Annotated in this window: 19 protein-coding genes and 1 pseudogene; 7 read left to right on the top strand and 13 right to left on the bottom strand. The window is 61.6% G+C overall.

The window, feature by feature from the left end; all coding sequences use genetic code 11:
- Window positions 1–24 precede the first annotated feature (24 nt).
- The gene (locus tag ACSQ3F_RS14295; protein ID WP_436100824.1) at window positions 25–1,278 is read left to right on the top strand and encodes a GGDEF domain-containing protein; all 1,254 of its coding nucleotides are present in this window, start codon (window positions 25–27) and stop codon (window positions 1,276–1,278) included.
- 91 nt (window positions 1,279–1,369) lie between these two features.
- The gene (locus ACSQ3F_RS14290; protein ID WP_436100823.1) at window positions 1,370–1,867 is read left to right on the top strand and encodes a CreA family protein; all 498 of its coding nucleotides are present in this window, start codon (window positions 1,370–1,372) and stop codon (window positions 1,865–1,867) included.
- A gap of 5 nt (window positions 1,868–1,872) precedes the next feature.
- Here ACSQ3F_RS14290 and pncA read toward each other — a convergent pair whose 3' ends face one another.
- From pncA to ACSQ3F_RS14275, 3 genes are all read right to left on the bottom strand, one after another.
- On the bottom strand, window positions 1,873–2,502 hold the full coding sequence (gene pncA, locus ACSQ3F_RS14285) for a bifunctional nicotinamidase/pyrazinamidase (protein ID WP_436100822.1): 630 nt from the start codon (window positions 2,500–2,502) through the stop codon (window positions 1,873–1,875).
- Window positions 2,503–2,685: 183 nt separating this feature from the next.
- Entirely contained in the window at window positions 2,686–3,150 is a 465-nt protein-coding gene (locus ACSQ3F_RS14280; protein WP_018326507.1) for a chemotaxis protein CheW, read from the bottom strand.
- Window positions 3,151–3,152: 2 nt separating this feature from the next.
- Complete coding sequence (locus ACSQ3F_RS14275; protein ID WP_436100821.1) at window positions 3,153–5,126, bottom strand: methyl-accepting chemotaxis protein; 1,974 nt, start codon at window positions 5,124–5,126, stop codon at window positions 3,153–3,155.
- Window positions 5,127–5,428: 302 nt separating this feature from the next.
- On the opposite strand from ACSQ3F_RS14275, the gene ACSQ3F_RS14270 reads away from it, so the two are divergent.
- The 5 genes from ACSQ3F_RS14270 (at window position 5,429) to ACSQ3F_RS14250 (ending at window position 10,744) form a co-directional block, all read left to right on the top strand.
- Window positions 5,429–5,551, top strand: coding sequence for a hypothetical protein (locus ACSQ3F_RS14270; protein ID WP_436100820.1), 123 nt, complete (start codon window positions 5,429–5,431; stop codon window positions 5,549–5,551).
- Window positions 5,552–5,653: 102 nt separating this feature from the next.
- On the top strand, window positions 5,654–6,253 hold the full coding sequence (locus ACSQ3F_RS14265; protein WP_436100819.1) for an SCO family protein: 600 nt from the start codon (window positions 5,654–5,656) through the stop codon (window positions 6,251–6,253).
- Between the two features lie 19 nt (window positions 6,254–6,272).
- A complete protein-coding gene (locus ACSQ3F_RS14260) occupies window positions 6,273–7,403 on the top strand; it encodes an FAD-dependent oxidoreductase (RefSeq protein ID WP_436100818.1) in 1,131 nt (376 codons plus the stop codon).
- 73 nt (window positions 7,404–7,476) lie between these two features.
- Window positions 7,477–8,355, top strand: coding sequence for a 50S ribosomal protein L11 methyltransferase (locus tag ACSQ3F_RS14255; protein ID WP_436100817.1), 879 nt, complete (start codon window positions 7,477–7,479; stop codon window positions 8,353–8,355).
- A 553-nt stretch (window positions 8,356–8,908) separates the two neighbouring features.
- Entirely contained in the window at window positions 8,909–10,744 is a 1,836-nt protein-coding gene (locus ACSQ3F_RS14250) for an aminopeptidase P family protein (protein WP_436100816.1), read from the top strand.
- A gap of 36 nt (window positions 10,745–10,780) precedes the next feature.
- Here the strand turns inward: ACSQ3F_RS14250 and ACSQ3F_RS14245 are convergent, their stop codons facing one another.
- The 10 genes and pseudogenes from ACSQ3F_RS14245 to lpxC all read right to left on the bottom strand — a co-directional run bounded on the left by ACSQ3F_RS14245 (window position 10,781) and on the right by lpxC (window position 21,140).
- Window positions 10,781–11,092: an AzlD family protein gene (locus ACSQ3F_RS14245; protein WP_436100815.1), complete on the bottom strand. Its 312-nt coding sequence runs from the start codon at window positions 11,090–11,092 to the stop codon at window positions 10,781–10,783.
- A gap of 2 nt (window positions 11,093–11,094) precedes the next feature.
- Window positions 11,095–11,811: an AzlC family ABC transporter permease gene (locus ACSQ3F_RS14240; RefSeq protein ID WP_436100814.1), complete on the bottom strand. Its 717-nt coding sequence runs from the start codon at window positions 11,809–11,811 to the stop codon at window positions 11,095–11,097.
- A gap of 178 nt (window positions 11,812–11,989) precedes the next feature.
- Window positions 11,990–12,811, bottom strand: a complete 822-nt coding sequence (gene panB / locus ACSQ3F_RS14235; protein ID WP_436100813.1) for a 3-methyl-2-oxobutanoate hydroxymethyltransferase — start codon at window positions 12,809–12,811, stop codon at window positions 11,990–11,992.
- A 2-nt stretch (window positions 12,812–12,813) separates the two neighbouring features.
- Complete coding sequence (gene panC / locus ACSQ3F_RS14230; protein ID WP_436100812.1) at window positions 12,814–13,689, bottom strand: pantoate--beta-alanine ligase; 876 nt, start codon at window positions 13,687–13,689, stop codon at window positions 12,814–12,816.
- Between the two features lie 171 nt (window positions 13,690–13,860).
- Window positions 13,861–14,616, bottom strand: a complete 756-nt coding sequence (locus tag ACSQ3F_RS14225; protein ID WP_436100811.1) for a fumarylacetoacetate hydrolase family protein — start codon at window positions 14,614–14,616, stop codon at window positions 13,861–13,863.
- A 172-nt stretch (window positions 14,617–14,788) separates the two neighbouring features.
- Window positions 14,789–14,956 (bottom strand): annotated as a pseudogene (locus ACSQ3F_RS14220) (NADP oxidoreductase); the annotation flags it as partial.
- Window positions 14,957–15,038: 82 nt separating this feature from the next.
- Window positions 15,039–17,195 carry an NAD-dependent DNA ligase LigA gene (gene ligA / locus ACSQ3F_RS14215; RefSeq protein ID WP_436100810.1) on the bottom strand — a complete coding sequence of 719 codons (2,157 nt, stop codon included), beginning with the start codon at window positions 17,193–17,195 and terminating at the stop codon, window positions 15,039–15,041.
- 186 nt (window positions 17,196–17,381) lie between these two features.
- Window positions 17,382–19,055, bottom strand: a complete 1,674-nt coding sequence (gene recN / locus ACSQ3F_RS14210; protein ID WP_436100809.1) for a DNA repair protein RecN — start codon at window positions 19,053–19,055, stop codon at window positions 17,382–17,384.
- Between the two features lie 84 nt (window positions 19,056–19,139).
- A complete protein-coding gene (locus ACSQ3F_RS14205; protein ID WP_436102155.1) occupies window positions 19,140–19,973 on the bottom strand; it encodes an outer membrane protein assembly factor BamD in 834 nt (277 codons plus the stop codon).
- 234 nt (window positions 19,974–20,207) lie between these two features.
- Complete coding sequence (gene lpxC, locus ACSQ3F_RS14200) at window positions 20,208–21,140, bottom strand: UDP-3-O-acyl-N-acetylglucosamine deacetylase (protein WP_436102154.1); 933 nt, start codon at window positions 21,138–21,140, stop codon at window positions 20,208–20,210.
- Window positions 21,141–21,380: the final 240 nt, after the last annotated feature.

The raw sequence follows: 21,380 nt of genomic DNA, 5'->3' as shown, positions 1-21,380 counted from the left end.
GCCGCCCGGCAGAAATTCGCCCCCATGAGTTTTCTTTCCGCCATCGCAGTCATTTCCCTCGCTGTCATGTTTCCCGTGCTCCTGTCGCTTCGCAAGACCAGCGTCCCGGGCATTGCGAGTTTCTGCCTCGCCTGCGCTCTCTCCGCGCTTTCCGCCGGATTAGGCCTCACATCAGCGATTGCACCCCCTTGGTTCCACACGGTGATCGGGTCGACACTGATGGTCGCCGCTGGCGTGATGACGTTGAACGGTTTCCGCGAATTCCTTGGACGAGAGCCACTCGGATCGCGGCCGCTCGTCGCAACCCTTGCCTGCACAGTCATCGTGCTTGGCGCCCTCAGTGACATGTTCGAAAACCGCGACGCCTGCCTCGCCGCGAGCGCTGGACTGGCGGGGATGATCTATTTCCTCACCGGTGTCTCGATCCTGCGCCACTGGTCGAGGGAACGCGCCGTCGCCCCCTATACGCTGTTCTGTTGCGTTTCGGCCTTTGCCGTCGCTGCCCTGCACGCCATTCGCGTCATTGCCGCGACGACGGATTTCGGTATCGCCACGGAACCGCAACTATGGACAACGGCGCTTCTGGCTGCCCGCCAACTGATGATGCCGCTGTTTTTCCTCGGCGTCATTTTGTTGTTGCACGGATGGATGATTGCCAATCTTCGTCACTTGATAGCACACGACGAACTGACGGGGGCCCTGTCCCGGCGGGCCTTCATGGCCGAATACGAGCGGATGTTCAACGTCGCCTCCGGATCGGGTCGCCAAACAGCGTTCATGCTGCTCGATCTCGACCGGTTCAAGCAGATCAACGATCTGCACGGCCACGCCGGCGGCGATGCGGCGCTTGTACACTTCACCAGCACCGTCCGCGAGACGCTTGCCGGGCGCGGCATTCTCGGGCGCCTGGGCGGCGAAGAATTCGGTATCGCACTGGCAGGCATCGGGCGGCCGGAGGCGGGCGCAATCGCCGATGCGATCTGCGCCGCCGTCAGGACAACACCCGCCAGCAGTCTCAACGGCGCGGACATCGCGCTGACCGTCAGCATCGGCGTCGCCATCGCCGAACAAGGCGGCACACTGGCGGATGTCATGGTGCAGGCCGACGTGGCGCTCTACGAAGCCAAGGCGATGGGGCGCGACCGGTTGAGCATTGCCGATAGCCTTCAAGCGGCTTCCTCGGCCAGCGCCCGGGCGCTTGCAGGTGCCGCTGCCCAGATGCGGGCGGCGGCTGCCAGTGCGGTTACCTCAGCGCAGCCCCTGTCGAACGCTGGCTGAGATCAACGCGGCAAGCGGTTCTGCCCACCTTGCGGCTTGCATTGCCAAGCGGTCATCCTATGTGAGGGATACCGCCTCTGGAGAACAATCAATGCCGCTTCCCCTTCGTCTTCTCAGCGCTTGTACCCTTTTCGCGGCAAGCGTCGCATCCCTGCCCGCGCAGGCCGAAACCGTCGGCGAGGTCGGCGTCGACTGGCTCGGCAACGACATCACCATCGACGCTGTCAGCGACCCCAAGGTCACCGGTGTCACCTGCCATGTCACCTATTTCGACCGCAGCGTCATCGATCGCCTGAGAAAGGGAAACTGGTTCGAGGATCCCTCCAACAACTCGATCGCCTGCCGCCAGACCGGGCCGGTGACGATCGGCGATATCGACCTTAGCCAGGAGGGTGAGGAAGTCTTTCGCGAGGGGCTTTCGCTGATCTGGAAGAAACTCGTCGTCAACCGGATCTACGACAAGAAAAACAATACCTTGATCTATCTCGCCCATTCGCGCGAATTGACCGACGGCTCCGCCAAGATGTCGATCTCGACCATTCCGCTCTTCGGCCAGCCGGTGACATGGACGAACGGTGCGCCGAAGTAGCCGCGTTACCGGTCTGCGAAGACATCCTTGGAAGTCATGATGCGAACGCCTGCCGCCGCCATTTCGGCAATTGCGGCCTGCACGCCGGCGGGATCGATACCGCGGCTTGCATCGGCAATAAACCGGACGGCAACGCCGGGCATCATCGCCTTCGCGTCAAGCGCCGAGGCCTTGACGCAATAATCGGTCGCAAGACCGCAAATATCGAGCGTGCCGATGCGCGCCCGGGTGAGGTAGCCCGCAAGTCCTGTCAACGCGGAGTGATCGTTGTCGCGAAAGGCGGAGTAACTGTCGACTTCACGGTTCTCCCCCTTGCGCTGCACGTGGTCGATGCCTGCGAAGTTCAGACCGGGATGGAACTGGGCGTCACGGGTGCCCTGGACGCAATGATCCGGCCACAGCATCTGCGGCTTGCCGTTCAGCGTGCCCATCTCGAAAGGCTTCCTCCCGGGATGCTGCGAGGCAAAGCTGCCGTGATCTGCCGGGTGCCAGTCCTGCGAGGCGACGACGAGATCATACTTGCCTTCGGCGATCAGCCGGTTGGCGACCGGCACCACATCTTCACCATGCGGTACCGCAAGGTTTCCGCCGGAGCAGAAGCCATTCTGGATATCGACGAGCAGAAGGCATGTCACGGCAGTCTCCTATCATTGCTGCAGCACGTTCGGGCAGAGAAACGGCGCCCGGATTTCGCATCGCACAATAAACGGAGCGGCGGGAAAAACCAGCCGGCTTCTGCCATCGATCAATCTATCACGAACGCAGCAAAACACCGTCCGGTTTCCCGCACGGTGCTTGCCATTTTTGCAAATGACGGCTTAGGCGGCCTGCGCCAGTTCGTCGGCAATGACCGTATCGAGGTTGAGGAAGCAGACCATGGTCTTTTCCAGTGCCACGATGCCGCGGCAGAACGCGCGCTGTGCCTCAGGAATGATCTCCGGCGCCGGCTGCAGGTCCTCGCTCTTGATGGTCATCATGTCGGACACCTGCTCGACCAGGAGGCCGACCAGCTTGCCGGCGATGTCGGTGACGATGATTGCCGATCGCTCGGACGGCTCGGTCATCTTCATGCCGAGGCGGCAGGCCATGTCGATGACCGGGATGACGGCGCCGCGCAGGTTGATCAGGCCGAGAACGTAGGGCGGCGTGTGCGGCATCGGCGTCACCGGCGCCCAGCCGCGAATTTCGCGGATAGCCATGATATCGATGCAGAATTCCTGATCGCCCAGGTGAAACGAAACGATTTCGAGATAGGCACCGGACTGCTTGATTGCGTTTGACATGATCAGAACTCTTCCCAGTTTTCGGCGGAACCCGATGCCTTCGGCACGGACGACGCGGGGCTGCTAAAGGCGCCCGCCAGCTTGCCCATCAGGGCCTTGGCGGGAGATGGCGCGGGGCGCGTGGTGGCCGGTGTGGCGACGCGGACCGGTTGACGGATTTGCGGGGCGGACGCGCCGCCGAGCTGGAACTGGCCGATCAGCGCGGTCAGGCCCTCGGCATCCTGTGCCAGCGTATGGCTGGCGGCATTGGTTTCCTCGACCATCGCCGCATTCTGCTGGGTCATCTGATCCAGCTGGCCGATGGCCGTATTGATTTCCTGAAGACCGGTCGACTGCTCGCGGGCCGCCATCACGATCGACGTCATGTGCTCGTTGATGCGCACCACATCTGTGCCGATGCGCCCGAGCGCCTCGCCGGTTTCCTGCACCAGGCGAACGCCGGTTCCGACCTCGGTGCTGGAGCGCCCGACCAGGACCTTGATGTCCTTGGCAGCGCCCGCTGCCCGCTGGGCAAGTTCGCGAACCTCCTGAGCGACGACGGCAAAGCCCTTGCCGGCTTCACCGGCACGCGCAGCCTCGACGCCGGCATTCAATGCAAGCAGGTTGGTCTGGAAGGCGATCTCGTCGATCACGTTGATGATCTTGCCGATTTCGGACGATGCGTTTTCGATCCGGGCCATGGCTTCGACCGCTTCGCGAACGATACGGCCGGATTCCTCCGCATTGGTGCGCGTCTCGCCGACCATCTGGCTCGCTTCCTCGGCGCGCTGGGTGGCGGTGCGTACGGTAACCGTGATCTGATCGAGCGCTGCCGAGGTTTCTTCGAGGGAGGCAGCCTGCTGCTCGGTGCGCTTCGCAAGATCGTCGGCGGCGCCGCGCATCTGTTGGCTGTTGGACTGGATTGAGCTGCTGTTTTCGCGGACGCTGGAGAGCACGCTCTGCAGCTTTTCGACCGTTTGATTGAAGTCCTGGCGCAGAGATTCGAGATCGGCGCGGAACGGCTGGTCGATCGTTGCCGTCAGATTGCCTTCCGAGAGGCGGTTCAGACCCTGCCCAAGTGCTGCGACTGCGGACTGCACCTGCCGCGCCTCTTCAGCGCGGGCTGCTTCGCTGGCTGCGCGCTCGGCTTCATTTTCGCTGCGGCTTGCCGCGGCCGACCGTTCAAGATCGCGTTTTTCGACGGCGGCTGCCCGGAACATCTCGACGGAACGGGCCATTTCACCGATCTCGTCGCTGCGCGTGACCGCGTCAACGGCGGTTTCGTAGTCGCCTTTCAGGATGCGCTGCATGCTGTCGCGCACGGCAAAAACGCCACGGCGAAGGACGTTGCCATGGAAATAGAGCATACCCAGAAGCGACGCCATGGCAAGGAGCCCAACGGCAATCTGGAACTGGAGGGATTCGCGCGAGCGATCGGTTGCATCGGCGACGCGCGCACCAAGCGCCAAGCCAGCCTCGTCATACAATTTTCCAAGCGATACAGCCATGCGCTCACCAGCGCCATCAATCGTATCGTCGATAGCACCGAACGCCTCCGCGGGAGCGCCCTCTTCCACCATTTTCTTCAGGTCCACCTGAATAGCCTTGGTCATCTCGGCGAGGTCGGCATCAAACGTTGCCATGATCTCCGGCTTACCGAGAGATGCGGCCAATTCTATTGCCGCCGGCTTTCCGGCATCCAGCACCGAAATGAAATCGGCGACCGCCTTCAATCGTTCCGGCGAGACCTGGCGCTCCTCTCGATCGACAATCGTATCCATCGCCACCAGGGTCAGCTCGACGCTGGTAAGCCGCATGGCCCCGGCGTTCCTGATGGCATCCTGTGCGATGGTGGCGTTGTCGAGTGCCTGGTTGACATGCGAATTCTGATACCAGCCAACAGCCAGCATCGAACCGATGCCAAGGAATGCGGCGAAACCCAGGGTGCCGAGCCGCTGGCTGACGGAAAGTTTACGGTCGAGTTTTGCAGACGTCATACAGCATTATCCAGTTCGTCAGTGCGGCAGCGAGCGTCGCGCGCGCAGGAAGGGGAGCGATGATGCGGGAAACCGGACTCGGACAAACCGGCGACGTCATGTCGGCAAGGGGATTTCGCACCCCTTCACGCGCCTAGAACATGGCAAACACAAATTAAACTTTTGCTAAAATGAGCGACGAATTCTAGCGAGCTGAAGGTGCGGGCCGCGTTGGAAACGCTTGGCCCAGCCTTTCAATATTGAACGCGGCCGGGTATCATGACGGCATGCAAGACGATGTGAAAAAGCACCCGCAAACCTTGATGATCACGGCCATCGCCGGCGGCGGTCTTATTTTGGTCCTTGCCGCTTTTCTCGGATGGATCGTCCAGGGACCGGAGATCTTCCTGACCATGGCCGAAAACGGCCTTTCCTGGTGCTTCTGATCCTGCCTGCCGCATATTGACGCTGGCCGCCCGAACGTTTGCAACGTCCGGCCCGAAGGTCTATCTGGTCATCAAGATTGGTTAAATGGACCGGACGTCATCATGAAAGCACTTCGCATCGTTCTTTGGGCTGTGGTAGCCGTGGTTGCCGCTGCTCTTGGCTGGATGACCTATCAAATGACCGCCTCGAAGGACCAGATCGCAGCCGGCCCCTTCGGCGTGCCGTTCCAGCTCGTCTCGCAGACCGGACAGCCGATCTCGGAAAAGGCCTTTACCGGCAGGCCGACAGCCTTGTTCTTCGGCTTCACGCACTGCCCGGAAGTCTGCCCGACGACCCTGTTCGAATTGAACGGCTGGCTCGAGAAGGTCGATCCGGACGGCACCAAACTGCAGGCCTATTTCATCAGCGTCGATCCGGAACGCGACACGCCTGAAGTCCTTGGCCAATATGTCTCGAACGTTTCCAAGCGCATCACCGGCATTTCCGGTCAGCCGGACAAGGTGATGGAGATGGTCAAGGGTTTCAGGGTGTACGCCAAGAAAATCCCGCTGGACGAGAAGAAGCCGGACGGCGATTATACGATGGACCACACCGCCTCCGTTTTCCTTCTCGATTCCGAAGGCAAATTCACCGGCACGATCGCTTACGGCGAAAATCCGGACACCGCGGTCAAGAAGCTGGAAAATCTGCTGAAGACATAATGATCGCCGCGAGGGGCTGATGGGGGAACGCACCGGAAGGTCAATTCTGATTGCCGGTGCGGGGCCCACCGGACTTGCTCTGGCGCTCGAACTTGCGCGGCGCGGCTTCCGCCCGCGTCTGGTCTCAAGGGCCGCCGGACCGGCACCAATCAATGAAAGCCGGGCGCTCGGCATCAACGCCAGAACCCTGACGCTTCTGGAAGCCTGCGGCGCCACTGCCCTGATCCTGGCTGAGGCCCGGCGCTTGACCAAATTCAAGATATCTTCGGCAGGCAAGCTGTTGCTGACGATCGACACCGAAAAATTCCGCGGCCCCTATTGCCCGATCTATGCGCTGCCGCAGGGCGAAACGGAACGGTTGTTGCTCCAACGGCTGTCGGCTGTCGGCATCAGGCCTGAGTGGTCAACGCACGTTCAGACGGTGTCCGGCGATGTCCGGAACCCGATCGTCACGCTGCTGCACGCGGACGGACGGGCAGAGACGGTGCTGCCGGACATGCTGATCGGCGCGGATGGAGCCTATTCCGCTGTGCGCAAAGCCTGCGGCTTCGCTTTTCCGGGTGATGCGATCGAAAGCCAATTCTTCCTCGCCGATTACCGCTATGCCCAGCAGGTCGATACCAGCTTCGCCCAGATGAATTTTCTCAATCCGGGCGTGCTCGGACGCCTGCCGGTGTGCGAAGATACGCTGCGTTACGTATCGACGATCGAGGATTTCGAAACTCGCATCGATCATCCGGCCACGGTACTGGAACGGACATGGAAGTCGGACTTCACCATCAGCTTCCGCCATGTCGAAACCATGAGCCGCGGCAATGTCTTTCTTGCCGGTGACGCCGCCCATGTGCATTCACCGGCTGGCGCCCGTGGCATGAACCTCGGCATCGAAGACGCCTGCTGGCTCGCCTGGCTGATTTCCGAAGAGCGGGAACAGGACTATTCCAGCCTTAGAATGCCCGTCGTCAAAACCGTACTCAAGGATACGCGGCGCAACACCACCTTCATCACGCTCAAGAATCCTCTCCTGACGGGCCTGCGCACCCTGTTGATGCCGCTATTGAACTACATGCCCGGTTTCACGGCGGCGGCGCTGCGCAAGGTTTCCGGCCAGGATACGCCGCCGCCACCGTGGATTCCCGACGCCAGATAGGGGCTGCGCTTTACCTTTGATCGGCGGGCATGCTAGAGCCGCGCAAGCCGCCCGCCGACCAAGGACAAAGACATTGAGCGACCTTCGCCTGTTCATCACCACGACCGAAAAGCAGTCTGAAGTCATCATGGACTTGATGACAAGTGCTTTCGAGGATGACGGCTATGCCATCGCCACCATGGAGATGGACGAAAAGAAGGACATCTGGGAGGCGTCGCTCTACATCGATTTCGACGAGGAAGATGAGATGCGGGCACGCTTCGCCGAAGTCGTCGCACCACATTTTCCGGATGCGAAGATCGAGCGGGAAGTCATCCCGGATGTCGACTGGATTGCCAAGTCGCTGGAGGGCCTGTCGCCGGTGCGCGCCGGCCGTTTCCTCGTCCACGGCTCGCATGACCGCGACAAGGTTCGCGTCAATGACATCGCCATAGAGATCGATGCCGGCCAGGCTTTCGGCACCGGCCACCACGGCACGACGGCTGGCTGCCTCGAAGTCATCGAAACCGTCATGCGCGCCCGCAAGGTTCGCAATGCGCTCGATCTTGGCACCGGCAGCGGCGTGCTGGCGATCGCGGCGCGCAAGCTGAGGTCCATTCCGGTTCTCGCAACCGACATCGACCCGATCGCAACGCGTGTCGCAGCCGAGAATGTCCGCCGCAACGGCATCGCCACCGGCATCACCACCGTGACCGCCGCCGGCTTTCACTCGCCGGCCTTTGCCGCGCATGGTCCGTTCGACCTGATCATTGCCAACATCCTTGCCCGCCCGCTGATCAAGATGGCGCCGCAGCTTGCCAGCCATCTGGCGCCAGGCGGCTCGGTCATCCTGTCGGGTATTCTCGCATCGCAGCGCTGGAAGGTGCTATCCGCCTATAACGGCCAGCATCTGCGCCATGTCCGCACCATCTGGCGCAACGGCTGGGTGACGATCCGTCTCGACCGTCCCTGATGGAGATCAATATTTCGGGAGCGGAAAATGAAAAACCCGCCTGTCCGTCATGGACAAGCGGGTTTTTCGAAACAAAGGCGATGCCGAAGCACCGCCCGCTGACCGGCAAGCCGGCCATGTCCGCGAGCTTGAGGAGGAGGAGCGCTCAAGCGGACTCTTCATGATCCGAAATTGGCCACCCGGAGGGAGGAGGAGAAGGATGACCAACCATGTTCAGACCATGCAGCTCTTGCCTTTCGGCATTCGCGTGAACAACAGATTTGCGTCCGTGTTCGTTGAGTGGGTTTATAGACTATTTTTGAAACGGGTCTAGGTGCATTGCAGCATGGGAGCCATGCGCACGATGCATAAGTATGATAATTGTGATGGTCAGGACTGCGGCTGAGCCACGACGACATTCTCAATTGCGTCAACGGCTCAGCAAGAAACACGGGCTTTCGCTGCTCCGCCTGTTTCCGCTAGAGTGCCCACACCCTTATGGAATCAGCCTCCCCTTCGCGCGGCGCGATCCCAGCCAACCGGCTCCATCTTCGGACCCTCGCAGGAAAATCAGATGTTCCAGTCTTTCGAAGTCACCTCCACCCCGCAATTCGGCAAGGAACACGTCAATGCGCTGCGTGCCGCCTTCGCCAGTCTGAACATCGACGGTTTCCTCGTGCCGCGCGCCGACGAGTTCCAGGGCGAATATGTGCCGAAATCCGCCGAACGGCTGGCGTGGCTGACCGGCTTCACCGGCTCTGCCGGCATTGCCCTCATCACGCAGAGTCAGGCGATTGTCTTTGTGGACGGCCGTTACGTCACCCAGCTCAAGGAACAGGTAGACGGCACCGTTTTCGAAGGCGGCGACCTTGTCGGCGAACCGCCGCATCTCTGGCTCGAGCGGCATGGCAAGAAAGGCTTCCGCCTCGGGATCGATCCCTGGCTGCATACCGGCGCCGAGGTGCGCAAACTCCAAAAGGCACTCGAAGGACTAGGCGGCACACTTGTCTTCCTCGACCATAATCCGCTCGACCGGCAATGGGCTGACCGGCCCTCCGCCCCCCTCGGCCGCGTCAAGATCCAGCCGCTCGATCATGCCGGCGTGCTCGCCAAGGACAAGCTTGCGACCATGGCGGCAGAGATCGCTAAGGCGGGCGCCGATGCCGTGGTGCTGACCGATCCCTCGTCGATCGCGTGGGCCTTCAACATCCGCGGCAGCGACGTGCCGCACACACCGCACCCCGTCGCCCGTGCCATTGTCCATGCCGACGGCAGGGCCGACCTGTTCCTCGACAAGCGCAAGACCGGCATCGAGGAGGAAGCCTATCTGACCCAGCTTTCAAGCCTCGAGGCGCCCTCCTCCTTCGAGGACCGGATCGCAGTGCTTGCTGCAACCGGGGTCAAGATCATGATCGATCCGGACCACGCGCCCTTCGCTCTCGCCGAGCGCATCCGGGTCAGTGGCGGCACGGTTGTCGAGGCGATCGATCCCGCCCGCCTGCCCCGCGCCCGCAAGAACGCGGCCGAAATCGAAGGCTCTGCCCGCGCGCACCTGCAGGACGGCGCGGCCATGGTCGAGTTCCTCGCCTGGCTCGAAGGGACGCAACCCGGAACAGTCACTGAAATTGCCGCCGTCGAAAAGCTGGAAGCCTGCCGCGCGACCGTTGGCGAGCGCATGCAGAATCCGCTCAAGGATATTTCCTTCGACACGATATCTGGCGCCGGCGAACACGCCGCGATCATGCATTACCGGGTGACGACGGAGAGCGATCTGGCGATCGCCGACGGCACGATGTTCCTGATCGATTCCGGCGGCCAATATATCAACGGCACCACCGACATCACCCGCACGGTGGCGATCGGCACCGTGCCGGACGAACAGCGGCGTTTCTTCACGCTAGTGCTGAAGGGGATGATTGCCATCAGCGTCGCCCGCTTCCCGAAAGGCTCGCGCGGTGTCGATCTCGATCCGCTGGCTCGTATAGCGCTTTGGAAAGCCGGCGCCGACTTTGCTCATGGCACCGGTCACGGAGTCGGCTCCTATCTCTCGGTGCATGAAGGCCCGCAGCGCATTTCCCGCGCTTCCATGCAGGAACTGCTGCCCGGCATGATCCTGTCGAACGAACCCGGCTATTATCGGCCCGGCGCCTTCGGCATTCGTATCGAAAATCTCGTGCACGTGCTGGAGGCAAGTTCAATCGAGGGCGGCGACCTGCCGATGCTCGGCTTCGAAACGCTCACCTTCTGCCCGATCGACCGCCGCCTCGTCGTCGCCGGCCTGCTGACGGACGAAGAACTGGAATGGCTCAACGCCTATCACGCCGAGACGCGCGAAAAGCTGTCGCCGTTGATCTCGGACGAAAAAGTGCTGGGCTGGCTGAAGGCGGCGACGGCGCCGCTGACCCGTTAGGACAATCGGCCCGCTCCCCCAGGGAGCGGCAAATGTCTACGCGATCGAATGCCGGATCGCCATGACGACGATCCAGCCGGCCGCTAGCATCCAGAGCGACGAGAAACGCAGGCCGACAGCGAAACCGACGAGCATGGACGCTGCCACGTCCCAGCCGCCATGGACGAAGGCGGGAGCAACCAGCGTCGAGAGCACGGCGGCGGGCACCGAATTCAGTGCCGCTTCCATGCGCGGCGGAATGCGCTTCATCTGCGTGATCATCACATAGCCGCCGATGCGGGTCAGGAACGTCGCGAAGGCGGCCGCGAGGATGATTGAGATCAGGTGCATGTGCTCTGCGCTGTCCATGATCAGACCTCATGTTCCAATGTCACCGGCTCTTCATGCCGTTTCGGCAGCGGCAGGCAGGCGGCAAGCAGGATGCCGGCAATGGCGCCGATGCTGACATGCCAGGGCGAGCCGACGAAATGCAGGGCCGCGATGGACGCCAGCGAACTGGCGGCCACGACAGGCAGCCAGTTGTCGCGTTTACGGAAACCGAGAACCAGGCCCATGAAATAGATCGGCAACAGCACGTCGAGGCCGATGGCGCGCGGATCGCCGATCATCTGCCCGAAGACCGCGCCGAGCAGCGTCATGATCTGCCAGGGAACGTAGATGATCATCGCAAAGCCGAGATACCAAATGAAGCTTATCGGCGCGCCGCGTTCGGCCCGTTTCTCGGTTTCGGCATATTGCGGATCGACCAGCAGGAAGAAGGTGAGGACCTTCTGCAGGCCGGAAAAATGCCGGATATGTTTGGCGATCGACGCCGAATAGAGGATGTGGCGGAAATTGACGGCGAAGACCGAGAGCACGATCAGCCAGGGCTGGACATTGTGCCCGAACAGCTCGATGCCAACCATCTGGCTGGCGCCGGCATAGATCGTCGCGCTCATGAAAACCGCATCAATGACGGAAAATCCGTTATCGACGGCCAAAGCGCCGAACAATGCGCCGAAGGGGGATGCTGAGACCATGACCGGAAAGCCGCCGCGAACACCCTGCCAGAAATCATCTTTTGTCATGAAGGAAACTTTCCGGAACCGGCAGCGGCCAAGGCCGAACCACGCTTTCCCGAGATGTGCGAGAGATGGAACGCACAGATAGGCCGCGACCGGCCACGGAACAATTCAATAAGATTGATGCAGTGATCCAAATTTCTGATCGAAGCGGACCGGGACGGTACCCGGCCCGCTGCACGGCTCAGCGCTTGACCTGAAACGTGTGCTCGATGCCGGGAAACGTCCGCGCCTTGACCTCATTGGCGTAGGCCTCGAACGCCGCGGAAATCTGCGGCGCCAGCTCGGCGAAATGCTTGACGAAACGTGGCTTGAAATCGCTGAAGATGCCCAGCATGTCATCCGACACGAGAATCTGCCCATCGCAGGCCGGGGACGCGCCGATGCCGATGGTCGGCGCCCGGAGCGATGCCGAAATTTCGCGCGCCAAAGGCTCGATCGTTCCCTCGACGACAATGGCAAACGCGCCCGCATCGTCGATCGCCTTGGCGTCGCGCCTGATCTTTGCCGCTTCCTTGTCGTTGCGGCCAACCGACCGGTAGCCGCCCATGGTATTGACGAGCTGCGGCATCAGGCCGACATGGCCGAGCACGGGAATGCCGCGCTGGGTGAGGAAATCGACAGTCTCGGCCATCTCGGCGCCGCCCTCGAGCTTCACCGCGCTGCAACCGGTCTCTTTCAGCACGCGAGCGGCGGTGGCGAAGGCCTGCTCCTTCGATTCCTGATAGGAGCCGAACGGCAGATCGACGACGACGCAGGCCTTCTCGGAGCCGCGCATGACCGCCTGACCATGGGCGATCATCATGTCCAACGTGACGCCGACAGTCGAATCGAGGCCGTAAAGCACCATACCGAGGGAATCGCCGACCAGCATGAAATCGACATGCGGATCAAGCAGCCGGGCGATAGGCGTGGTATAGGCCGTCAGGCTGACGATGGGGCGTTCGCCCTTGAGCGCCTCGATGTTGCCAGGGCTCAGGCGACGCTTCAATGCCTGTACACTCATGCTTACGCCACCTTTGCAAATTTTGCGGTTTTCGGCGTGAAAACCCTGTTATCGAGCAGCTTCGTGCTCCCGAAACGGACAAAAAGCAACAGAAGAACCGGTTTTTCGCCGATTTCCGTCACTGTGTGCAGTGTTCCCGGATCGCGAAAGGCAACCACTTCCGGCCTTGCCAAAGGCTCCGAAGCGATGAAATCCGTGACCGCTTCTTCGAGTGCTACCACGTCGGTCAATCCACCGGCGATCAGCCTTTCGGCCTCATCGAGTGCTTTCGGCACGATCGCGGCGGCAGCACGTTCCGCTGGTGTCAGGTAAATGTTGCGGGACGAACAGGCGAGCCCGTCGGCCTCCCGCACGGTGGCCACGCCGACCACTTCGACCGGCTGGGCTAGATCCTCGACCATGCGGCGGATGATCTGCAGTTGCTGGAAATCCTTCTCGCCGAAATAAGCGCGATCAGGCTGGACGATGTTGAAGAGCTTGGTGACGACCGTGGCGACACCGGCGAAATGGCCGGGCCGGACGGAGCCTTCGAGTTCGCTGCCGAGCGCCGGCACGTCGACCACCGTTTCCATCGGCTGCGGATACATGTCGGAGACGCCGGGCGCGAAAAGGAAATCGGCGCCACCCTCAATAAGCATCGCCTGATCGCGGGCGAGATCGCGCGGATATTTTGCGAGGTCCTCGTTGACTCCGAACTGCAACGGATTGACGAAGAGGCTGACGACGACGATGTCGTTCGCCACCCTCGCGCGGCTGACCAGTTCCATATGGCCGACATGCAGATAGCCCATGGTCGGCACCAGGCCGATGGTCTTGCCGGCCCGGCGATGATCCGCCAGGCGCGCGCGCAGCTCTGCAATGCTGGTGATCGTTTCCATCCCGGGATCCTCCAATCCGTCAAGGCTGCCGCCTTAGGCGTGGCGGCTGGCTCTCGCCGGATTTCACGAGGCTTCCCGCAAAATCCGGCGCGATTTCCCTAACGTGTGCAGTGCAAAAAGACAATTCAAGAATTGCCTACCGGGAAATCAGTTCCCGGCGTGCCGAGACAATCATTTGCCGCGCGCTTCCACCGTCTGTTCGATGGCGCCGAAGATGGAATGCCCGGTCCGGTCGTTCATCTCGATGCGAATGGTATCACCGATGGAAAGGGCGCTGGATGTCTTGCAGAGACCTGTGCCGATGATGCTGCCTGCGACAAGCGGGCGGATTGCGGCGTTTCGTGCAACAATCTCGGCCGTCTCTTTCCTGCCAGTCTCACCGCCATCAAGAGCCTTGCCGTTGCGGCGAACGAGCAATGCGAGATCGCCCGTATTCCAGCCTTCACCCAATTCGTCCGGCGTGACGGCGACCGGAGAAAACGTCGATGCGGCCCCCGCTCCGCCGACCGAAACATCGCTGGCGAGCAGCACGAGAAGAACAGCCTCCTTCGCATCGGCGCTTGCCGCCTGCGCGTCGACGTCATCGATGATAGCGGCGACCTGAGCCGTCACCGTGATGTCGGAGGCGCCATCTGCAACTTGAAGACTACCCCGCGGTCCGGAAAAACCACCCGAGCCGCCGGCCCAGAAGAAGGCGCGTGGCAAAGGCGAAGCCGCATCATTCTCGTGAAACCGCATGGTCGGCTGCGAGCCGGTCTCCATGCCGATCGCAACCCGTTGCAGCCGGGGGGCGACATAGGCCCAGTCGTCCAACGCCGCCTGCAGCGTGCGGGCGATGTGGCCGACTTCCGAGCAGCGCGTCAGATCCCTCGATACCACGACGAGTTTTCCGTCACGGGTCGAATCCTTCAAGGTAGCAAGCTTCATGGATGGGTGTTCCTCGGTTCCGTTCAAAAACGGCGGCTCTGCGGTCGCCTGCACCCATAGGACACTATTTGAGAGCAGGTGTCGCGTCGAATTTGCAACGCCGCTTGAGAAGGGAAATCCGTGTCGGGGGGGCAATGCGCTTTCATCGCGCATTGCCGTCTGGAAATTTCAGTCAACCGAACTTGACGAGGTTGAGTGCCGGCAGCGGGCCGCCGGGGAACTGGACGAGCCTGCCGCCGATGGCGCGCGCGCCGAGATCGATGCCGAAGAAACCAAGGCGTTCGATCAGGGCGGCGACATCGGCCTTGGCGGCAGCGTCATCACCCGAATAGAACAGCAGACAGTTGGCGGCCTCATCCAGCAGTCAACGTGCGAAGCGGACCGCTAAGCGGCCGCGCAACGATGTCAGCAACCGGCGGCGGTTACCCGCCGATCAGGGCAAACCAGCCGTCTTCGTCGGTGGTTTCGACACCGAGTTCGCGGGCTTTTTCGAGCTTGGAACCGGCGCCGGGACCGGCGACGAGCAGGTCGGTCTTCTTCGACACGGAACCGGCAACCTTGGCCCCCAACCGTTCCGCCATGGCCTTCGCCTCGTCGCGCGTCATTTTTTCAAGCGAGCCGGTGAACACGACGGTCTTGCCGGCAACCGGGCTCGAACTCGCAACGGGCGCTTCCGCGTCGAGCGGGGTCACTTGTTCGAGCAGTCGCGAAACGACGCCGATATTACGCGGCTCCTTGTAGAATTCGACGATCGCCCGGGCGACCACTTCGCCGATGCCGTCGATGATGTTCAAATCGCTCCAGGCCTCCGAGGTCGTGTCCGCCGCGGCCTTCATCGCCTCCGCGAACGCGGCGTAGCTGCCATAGGTGCGCGCCAGCAGCTTTGCCGTCGTCTCGCCGACATGGCGGATGCCGAGCGCATAGATGAGCCGATGCAGGGCCACCTGCCGCCGGTCGTTGATCGCGTCGTAAAGCTTGCGGACGCTGACCTTGCCGAAACCGTCGATGTTTTCGAGCTTGGTGAGCGACTCGCTCTGCCGCTTCTCCAGCGTGAAGATGTCCGGTGCCGTCTTGATCGACAGCGAAGGATCCTCCGCCTCGAAGAAGAAATCGATCTGCTTGGAGCCCAACCCCTCGATGTCGAAAGCATTGCGGGAGACGAAGTGCTTGAGATGCTCGACGGCCTGGGCGCGGCAGACGAAGCCGCCGGTGCAGCGGGTCACCGAATCGAGCTTGCCGGTCTTCTCGTTCCTCTCGCGCACCGCATGGCTGCCGCAGACGGGGCAGATCTTGGGGAATTGATAGCGCTCAGCCGTGGCCGGGCGCTTTTCCATGACGACATCGAGCACCTGCGGAATGACGTCGCCGGCCCGCTGGACAATCACCGTATCACCGATGCGGATATCGTGATCCTCCTCGCGAATACGCTCGCCGCTATTGCCGATGCCCTCGATATAGTCAGCGTTGTGCAACGTCGCATTGGTGACGACAACGCCGCCGACCGTGACCGGGGTCAGCCGCGCGACCGGCGTCAACGCCCCGGTACGGCCAACCTGTATGTCGATGTTCTCGACGGTCGTGAAAGCCTGCTCGGCCGGGAACTTGTGCGCCGTTGCCCAGCGCGGCGAGCGCGAGCGGAAGCCGAGGCGCTGCTGCAGGTCCAGCCGGTCGACCTTGTAGACGACGCCATCGATATCGTAGTCGAGATCGGGACGCTTGAGGCCGATGCCGTTGTAATGCTCGAGGATCGTCTCGATCGACGACAGGCGCTGTATCAGCGGATTGACTGGAAAGCCCCAGCGCTTGAATACCTCGACCATGCCGAACTGGGTATCGGCCGGCATGTCCGAAATCTCACCCCAGGCATAGGCGAAGAACTTCAGCTTGCGGCTGGCCGTGATCGTCGGGTCGAGCTGGCGCAGCGACCCCGCCGCCGTGTTGCGCGGGTTGACGTAGGTCTGCTTGCCCTCCGCCGCCATCTGCTCGTTGAGCGCCAGGAAATCGCTCTTGGCCATGTAGACCTCGCCGCGGACCTCAACGATAGCGGGAGCATCGGATGGCAGCGCCTGCGGGATTTCCTTGATGGTGCGGATGTTGGCGGTGACGTTCTCGCCGGTCGTGCCGTCGCCGCGTGTCGCGGCGCTGACCAGCTTGCCGTTCTCGTAGCGCAACGACATCGACAGGCCGTCGATCTTCGGCTCGGCGGTGAAGACGATCGAATTGTCCGGCAGGAGGCCGAGGAAGCGATAGACGCTGGAGATGAAATCCCGGACGTCCTCGTCGGAAAACACGTTGTCGAGGGACAGCATCGGCCGGGCATGGGTGATCTGCTGGAAGACGGCCGAAGGTGCCGCACCCACCTTGCGCGATGGGCTGTCGGCGCGGACGAGTTCCGGAAACCGTGCCTCGATCTCCTCGTTGCGCCGCTTCAGCGCGTCATAGTCAGCATCGGAAATCTCCGGCGCATCCTTGCCGTGATAGAGCGCATCGTGATGCGCAAGCTCCTTTGCCAGCCGCTCCAGCTCGGCTGCGGCGTCTTCGAGCGTCAGATCTTCAACGGCGACGGATTCGGTGGACATGCTGGGACTCCATAATTCGGAAGTCGTTTTAGAGAGTTTTCGAAGAATGGGAAGATGCTGAAACCCACCTCCCCTTGAGGGGGAGGTCGCGCGGAACGCGCGGGTGGGGTGATTGTAAGGTGAGTACAAAGGATCACCCCACCCCGGCACTACGTGCCGACCCTCCCCCTCAAGGGGAGGGTAAAACTAAACGTTCCCGGCCAACAGCCTCACTGCGGCCGCCCTCGCCTCGTCCGTCACGGAGGCGCCGGCGAGCATGCGGGCGATTTCTTCGGTGCGGGCGGTGTCGTCCATGCGGGCGACACGGGTCGCGATGGTTTCGGATTTTTCCGCCGATGGTCCCTTGGATATCAGCAGATGGGTCGCAGCGCGGGCCGCCACCTGCGGGGCGTGGGTCACGGAGAGCACCTGCACCGTCTTCGACAGGCGCTTCAGCCGCTGACCGATGGCGTCCGCGACAGCGCCGCCGACACCGGTATCGATTTCATCGAAAACCAGGGTCGGCGCTGAACCGCGATCGGCAAGCGCCACCTTCAGCGCCAGAAGGAAACGCGAAAGCTCGCCGCCCGAAGCCACTTTCATGATCGGGCCGGGGCGCGTCCCCGGGTTGGTCTGAACGTGGAATTCAACGACATCAATACCATCCGCCGTGGCATCATCCGGATCGGAGGTCACCTGAACCATGAACCGCGCCCGTTCCAGCTTCAGGGCCGGGAGCTCGGCCATGACAGCCTCGGACAGAGCCGTCGCCGTATTGTGGCGCTTGGCGGAGAGTGCAGTGGCTGCGGCATGAAAGGCGCCTTTGGTCATGCCAAGTTGCGCGTCGAGTTGCTTCAGCTTCTCCTCACCGGCGTCAAGATCGGCAAGATCGGAAATCATCTTCACAGCGAGAGCCGGAAGCGCGGTGACCGGCACGGAATATTTGCGCGCGGCGGCCCTGAGCGCAAACAGGCGTTCCTCGACGCGCTCCAGTTCCTTCGGGTCGTATTCGGTTTTCCTGAGCGCCGCCTCGACCGCCATCTGCGCATCGGAGAGATGATGGAGCGCGGTGTCGAGAAACTCCACGGTCTCTTCGAGAAGACCCGGCGCCTCGTGGCTCTTGCGCTCGAGCCGGCGCACCAGCGAGGCGATCAGCGGAACCGGCGACGCGTTGCCATTGAGGAACTCGCTCGCCTCGTTGATATCGACGGCGATGCGTTCGGCCTTCATCATGCGCGAGCGGCGCTCAGCGAGATCGTCCTCCTCGCCATCCTGCGGCGAGAGAGCCTCCAGCTCATCTACCGACGACCGCAAATAGTCGGCTTCGCGGGCGGCGGCCTCAACCTTCTCGCGGTGCTTCTTCAGCGTGCGCTCGGCATCCTTCCAGACGCGGTAGAGACCCGCCACGTTCTCCGCCTCGTCGGCAAGGCCGCCAAAGGCATCGAGCAACGTGCGGTGGGCATGGGTATCGACGAGCGCGCGGTCGTCGTGCTGGCCATGGATTTCGACGAGCAGCTGTCCCGCCTGACGCATCAGCTGGACGGAAACGGGCTGGTCGTTGACATAGGCCTTGGTGCGGCCGTCGGCCGATTGCACCCGGCGGAAAATCAGGTCGCCATCGTCGTCGATGCCGTTTTCGCGGATCATGATGCGCGCCGGATGGCTCATACCGACATCAAAAACCGCCGTCACCTGCCCTTTGTCGCCGCCGTGGCGGACCAGCGAACCGTCGCCGCGCCCGCCGAGTGCGAGCGAGAGACTGTCGAGCAGGATCGATTTTCCGGCACCGGTTTCCCCGGTCAGCACGGACAAGCCGGCGTCGAAGGACAGATCAAGCCGTTCGATCAGGACGATATCGCGGATCGAAATCTGTGAAAGCATCCCGGTTCAAATCTCTTCGCCTAGGTCTTTGTTTACATGCATGTCGTTGTCCCAAAACCGCTATGCACTTTTGGGCGACATGCATCAGGCGCCCAGAAGCTGCTTGCCCGCGCGCGAAATCCACGAATTGCCGCTTTCGCGCGGCTCAAGGCCGCCGGTCTGCAGCAGCTTGTAAGAATCAGCGTACCACTGGCTATCCGGATAGTTGTGGCCGAGAACCGCCGCCGCCGTCTGCGCCTCGGTGGTGATACCCATGGCGAAATAGCTTTCCACCAGCCGCGACAAGGCTTCTTCCACCTGGTTGGTGTTCGGATATTGTTCGACCACGGTGCGGAAACGCGTCACGGCAGCAAGATATTCCTTGCGCTCGAGATAGTAGCGGCCGACCTGCATTTCCTTGCCGGCCAGCTGGTCCTTGGCAAACCGGATCTTGGCCTCGGCATCCTCGACATAGTCCGAATCCGGATATTTGGTAACGACAGCCTGCATCGCCTCGATCGTTTTCATCGCAGGCTTCTGGTCCTGTGTCACCGCCGGGATCTGCTTCGAATAGGCAAGGCCGACAATGTACTGCGCATAGGCCGCGTCTTCGGATTCGGGGTAGAGATTGAGGTAGCGGTTCGCGCCGTTGATGGCATCCTGATACTGGCCATTGCGGTAGTTGACGAACGATTTCATAACCAGCGCCTTGCGGGCATATTCCGAGAAAGGATGCTGTTGGTCGATCGCATCGAACTTGCGCGCCGCTTCCGTCGTCTTGCCGGCATTCAGGTTGGCAAGCCCCTGATTGTAGAGCACTTCCGGCGGATCCGTTTCCGCGGTCAGCTTGGTGATATCGATGTCGGGATCGTTCTGGCAGGCGCTCACCAGCACACTGGTCGCGGAAGCCGCAAGCGCGATGACGGCAATACGTGCCATCTTCTTCAATTCAAACTGGCCTGCAAATACCATTCGTAAATCCCAACTCGCACAGCGGTAAGAATACCGCCGCCTATGAACCGCGTTTTAGATCAAGATGCAACAAGACCGCAACGTCATGATGATCGATTAACGCAATTTTGTGGCGGCGGGATCATGAAAAAGCCGGTCGAAAGACCGGCTTTTGGCAAAACTCAGCGCTGGTTTCCGGCTCCGGAAGACCCCGAACCGGACTTACGGAGCGTTGACGGCGATGACTTCCCGCGGGGCCACGCGCTGGCGCCGTGTTGCGGTCTCGACGATTTCGTAGGCCGTCGGATCGCTCATCAGCGCCTTCAGCGCGTTCGCGTTCATCTTGTGGCCACCGCGATAGGAACGATAGCAGCCGATGAACGGCGCACCGGCCAGAGCCAGGTCGCCCACCGCGTCCAGCGTCTTGTGGCGAACGAATTCGTCCGTGTAGCGCAGGCCCTCGATGTTGATCACCGTGTTGTCGTCAGCGATGACGACCGAATTCTCAAGCGAGGAACCCAGACCGCGGCCGGCGGCCCACATGCGCTCAACATCGCGCATGAAACCGAAGGTGCGGGCACGCGACAGCTCGGTCTTGAAGACCGACGGCGTGATGTCGCCCTTCCACGCCTGACGGCCGATCAGCGGGCAATCGAAATCGATCTCCACTTCGAAACGCATGCCGTCATACGGCGTGAATTCCGACCAGGACGAGCCCGATTCGATGCGAACCGGCTTGAGGATGCGGATATAGCGGCGCTTGACGGCAAGGGCCTTGAGGCCCGTCTGTTCGATCGCTTCGATGAAGGGAGCCGAGCTGCCGTCCATGATCGGCATTTCGGCGCCATGCACCTCGATGAGAAGATTGTCGAGGCCGAGCGCGTAGATCGCAGCCATCACATGCTCGATCGTGGCGATCGAGGTGGCAGGAGAAAAGCCGAGAACGGTGCAGAGATCGGTGTTGCCGACCTGCGAGGATACGGCCCTGAATTCACTGATCGTCCGTTCGCCGTCAACCCGCTGAAAAACGATGCCGCTATCGGGTTCCGCCGGATGGAACGTGATTGCTACCTCAGCGCCTGAGTGAACGCCTGTGCCGCTGAGAGTTACAGAGTTTGCAATCGTTGTCTGAAACCCAAGCAGTCCAATTCCCAGTCCCATGCTTCCCGCCTTCAAATGCTTCCTGGCGTTGCCGCCGAATTTTTTCCTGGGACCGGAGCTGCGCATTTCAAACGCAGCAAGACATACAGTCGGAAAGCGACGCCGAGCGCCACCAACCGGTTCAACCTGCAAGCCAGCGATGCATCGAATCGCGGTTCAGCCCCGTCAGTCCCGAGTGTGAAGATAAGGGCGCCGGACTGTCATTCCAAATCAATGTTTCTTTCGCTTTGTTAC

This window comes from Pararhizobium sp. LjRoot238 (assembly GCF_964252955.1).
Taxonomy (GTDB): domain Bacteria; phylum Pseudomonadota; class Alphaproteobacteria; order Rhizobiales; family Rhizobiaceae; genus Pararhizobium.
The sequence above is the reverse complement of the archived record's forward strand: the minus strand, read 5'-3'. Positions and strand labels throughout refer to the sequence as shown.

Excerpts from the sequence above, each read along its gene's own strand:
- ACSQ3F_RS14295 (WP_436100824.1), top strand. The coding sequence starts at position 25 with ATGAGTTTTCTTTCCGCCATCGCAGTCATTTCCCTCGCTGTCATGTTT.
- ACSQ3F_RS14290 (WP_436100823.1), top strand. The coding sequence starts at position 1,370 with ATGCCGCTTCCCCTTCGTCTTCTCAGCGCTTGTACCCTTTTCGCGGCA.
- ACSQ3F_RS14280 (WP_018326507.1), bottom strand. The coding sequence starts at position 3,150 with ATGTCAAACGCAATCAAGCAGTCCGGTGCCTATCTCGAAATCGTTTCG.
- ACSQ3F_RS14275 (WP_436100821.1), bottom strand. The coding sequence starts at position 5,126 with ATGACGTCTGCAAAACTCGACCGTAAACTTTCCGTCAGCCAGCGGCTC.
- ACSQ3F_RS14270 (WP_436100820.1), top strand. The coding sequence starts at position 5,429 with ATGATCACGGCCATCGCCGGCGGCGGTCTTATTTTGGTCCTTGCCGCT.
- ACSQ3F_RS14265 (WP_436100819.1), top strand. The coding sequence starts at position 5,654 with ATGAAAGCACTTCGCATCGTTCTTTGGGCTGTGGTAGCCGTGGTTGCC.
- ACSQ3F_RS14260 (WP_436100818.1), top strand. The coding sequence starts at position 6,273 with ATGGGGGAACGCACCGGAAGGTCAATTCTGATTGCCGGTGCGGGGCCC.
- ACSQ3F_RS14250 (WP_436100816.1), top strand. The coding sequence starts at position 8,909 with ATGTTCCAGTCTTTCGAAGTCACCTCCACCCCGCAATTCGGCAAGGAA.
- ACSQ3F_RS14245 (WP_436100815.1), bottom strand. The coding sequence starts at position 11,092 with ATGGACAGCGCAGAGCACATGCACCTGATCTCAATCATCCTCGCGGCC.
- ACSQ3F_RS14240 (WP_436100814.1), bottom strand. The coding sequence starts at position 11,811 with ATGACAAAAGATGATTTCTGGCAGGGTGTTCGCGGCGGCTTTCCGGTC.
- panB (WP_436100813.1), bottom strand. The coding sequence starts at position 12,811 with ATGAGTGTACAGGCATTGAAGCGTCGCCTGAGCCCTGGCAACATCGAG.
- panC (WP_436100812.1), bottom strand. The coding sequence starts at position 13,689 with ATGGAAACGATCACCAGCATTGCAGAGCTGCGCGCGCGCCTGGCGGAT.
- ACSQ3F_RS14225 (WP_436100811.1), bottom strand. The coding sequence starts at position 14,616 with ATGAAGCTTGCTACCTTGAAGGATTCGACCCGTGACGGAAAACTCGTC.
- ligA (WP_436100810.1), bottom strand. The coding sequence starts at position 17,195 with ATGTCCACCGAATCCGTCGCCGTTGAAGATCTGACGCTCGAAGACGCC.
- recN (WP_436100809.1), bottom strand. The coding sequence starts at position 19,055 with ATGCTTTCACAGATTTCGATCCGCGATATCGTCCTGATCGAACGGCTT.
- ACSQ3F_RS14205 (WP_436102155.1), bottom strand. The coding sequence starts at position 19,973 with ATGGCACGTATTGCCGTCATCGCGCTTGCGGCTTCCGCGACCAGTGTG.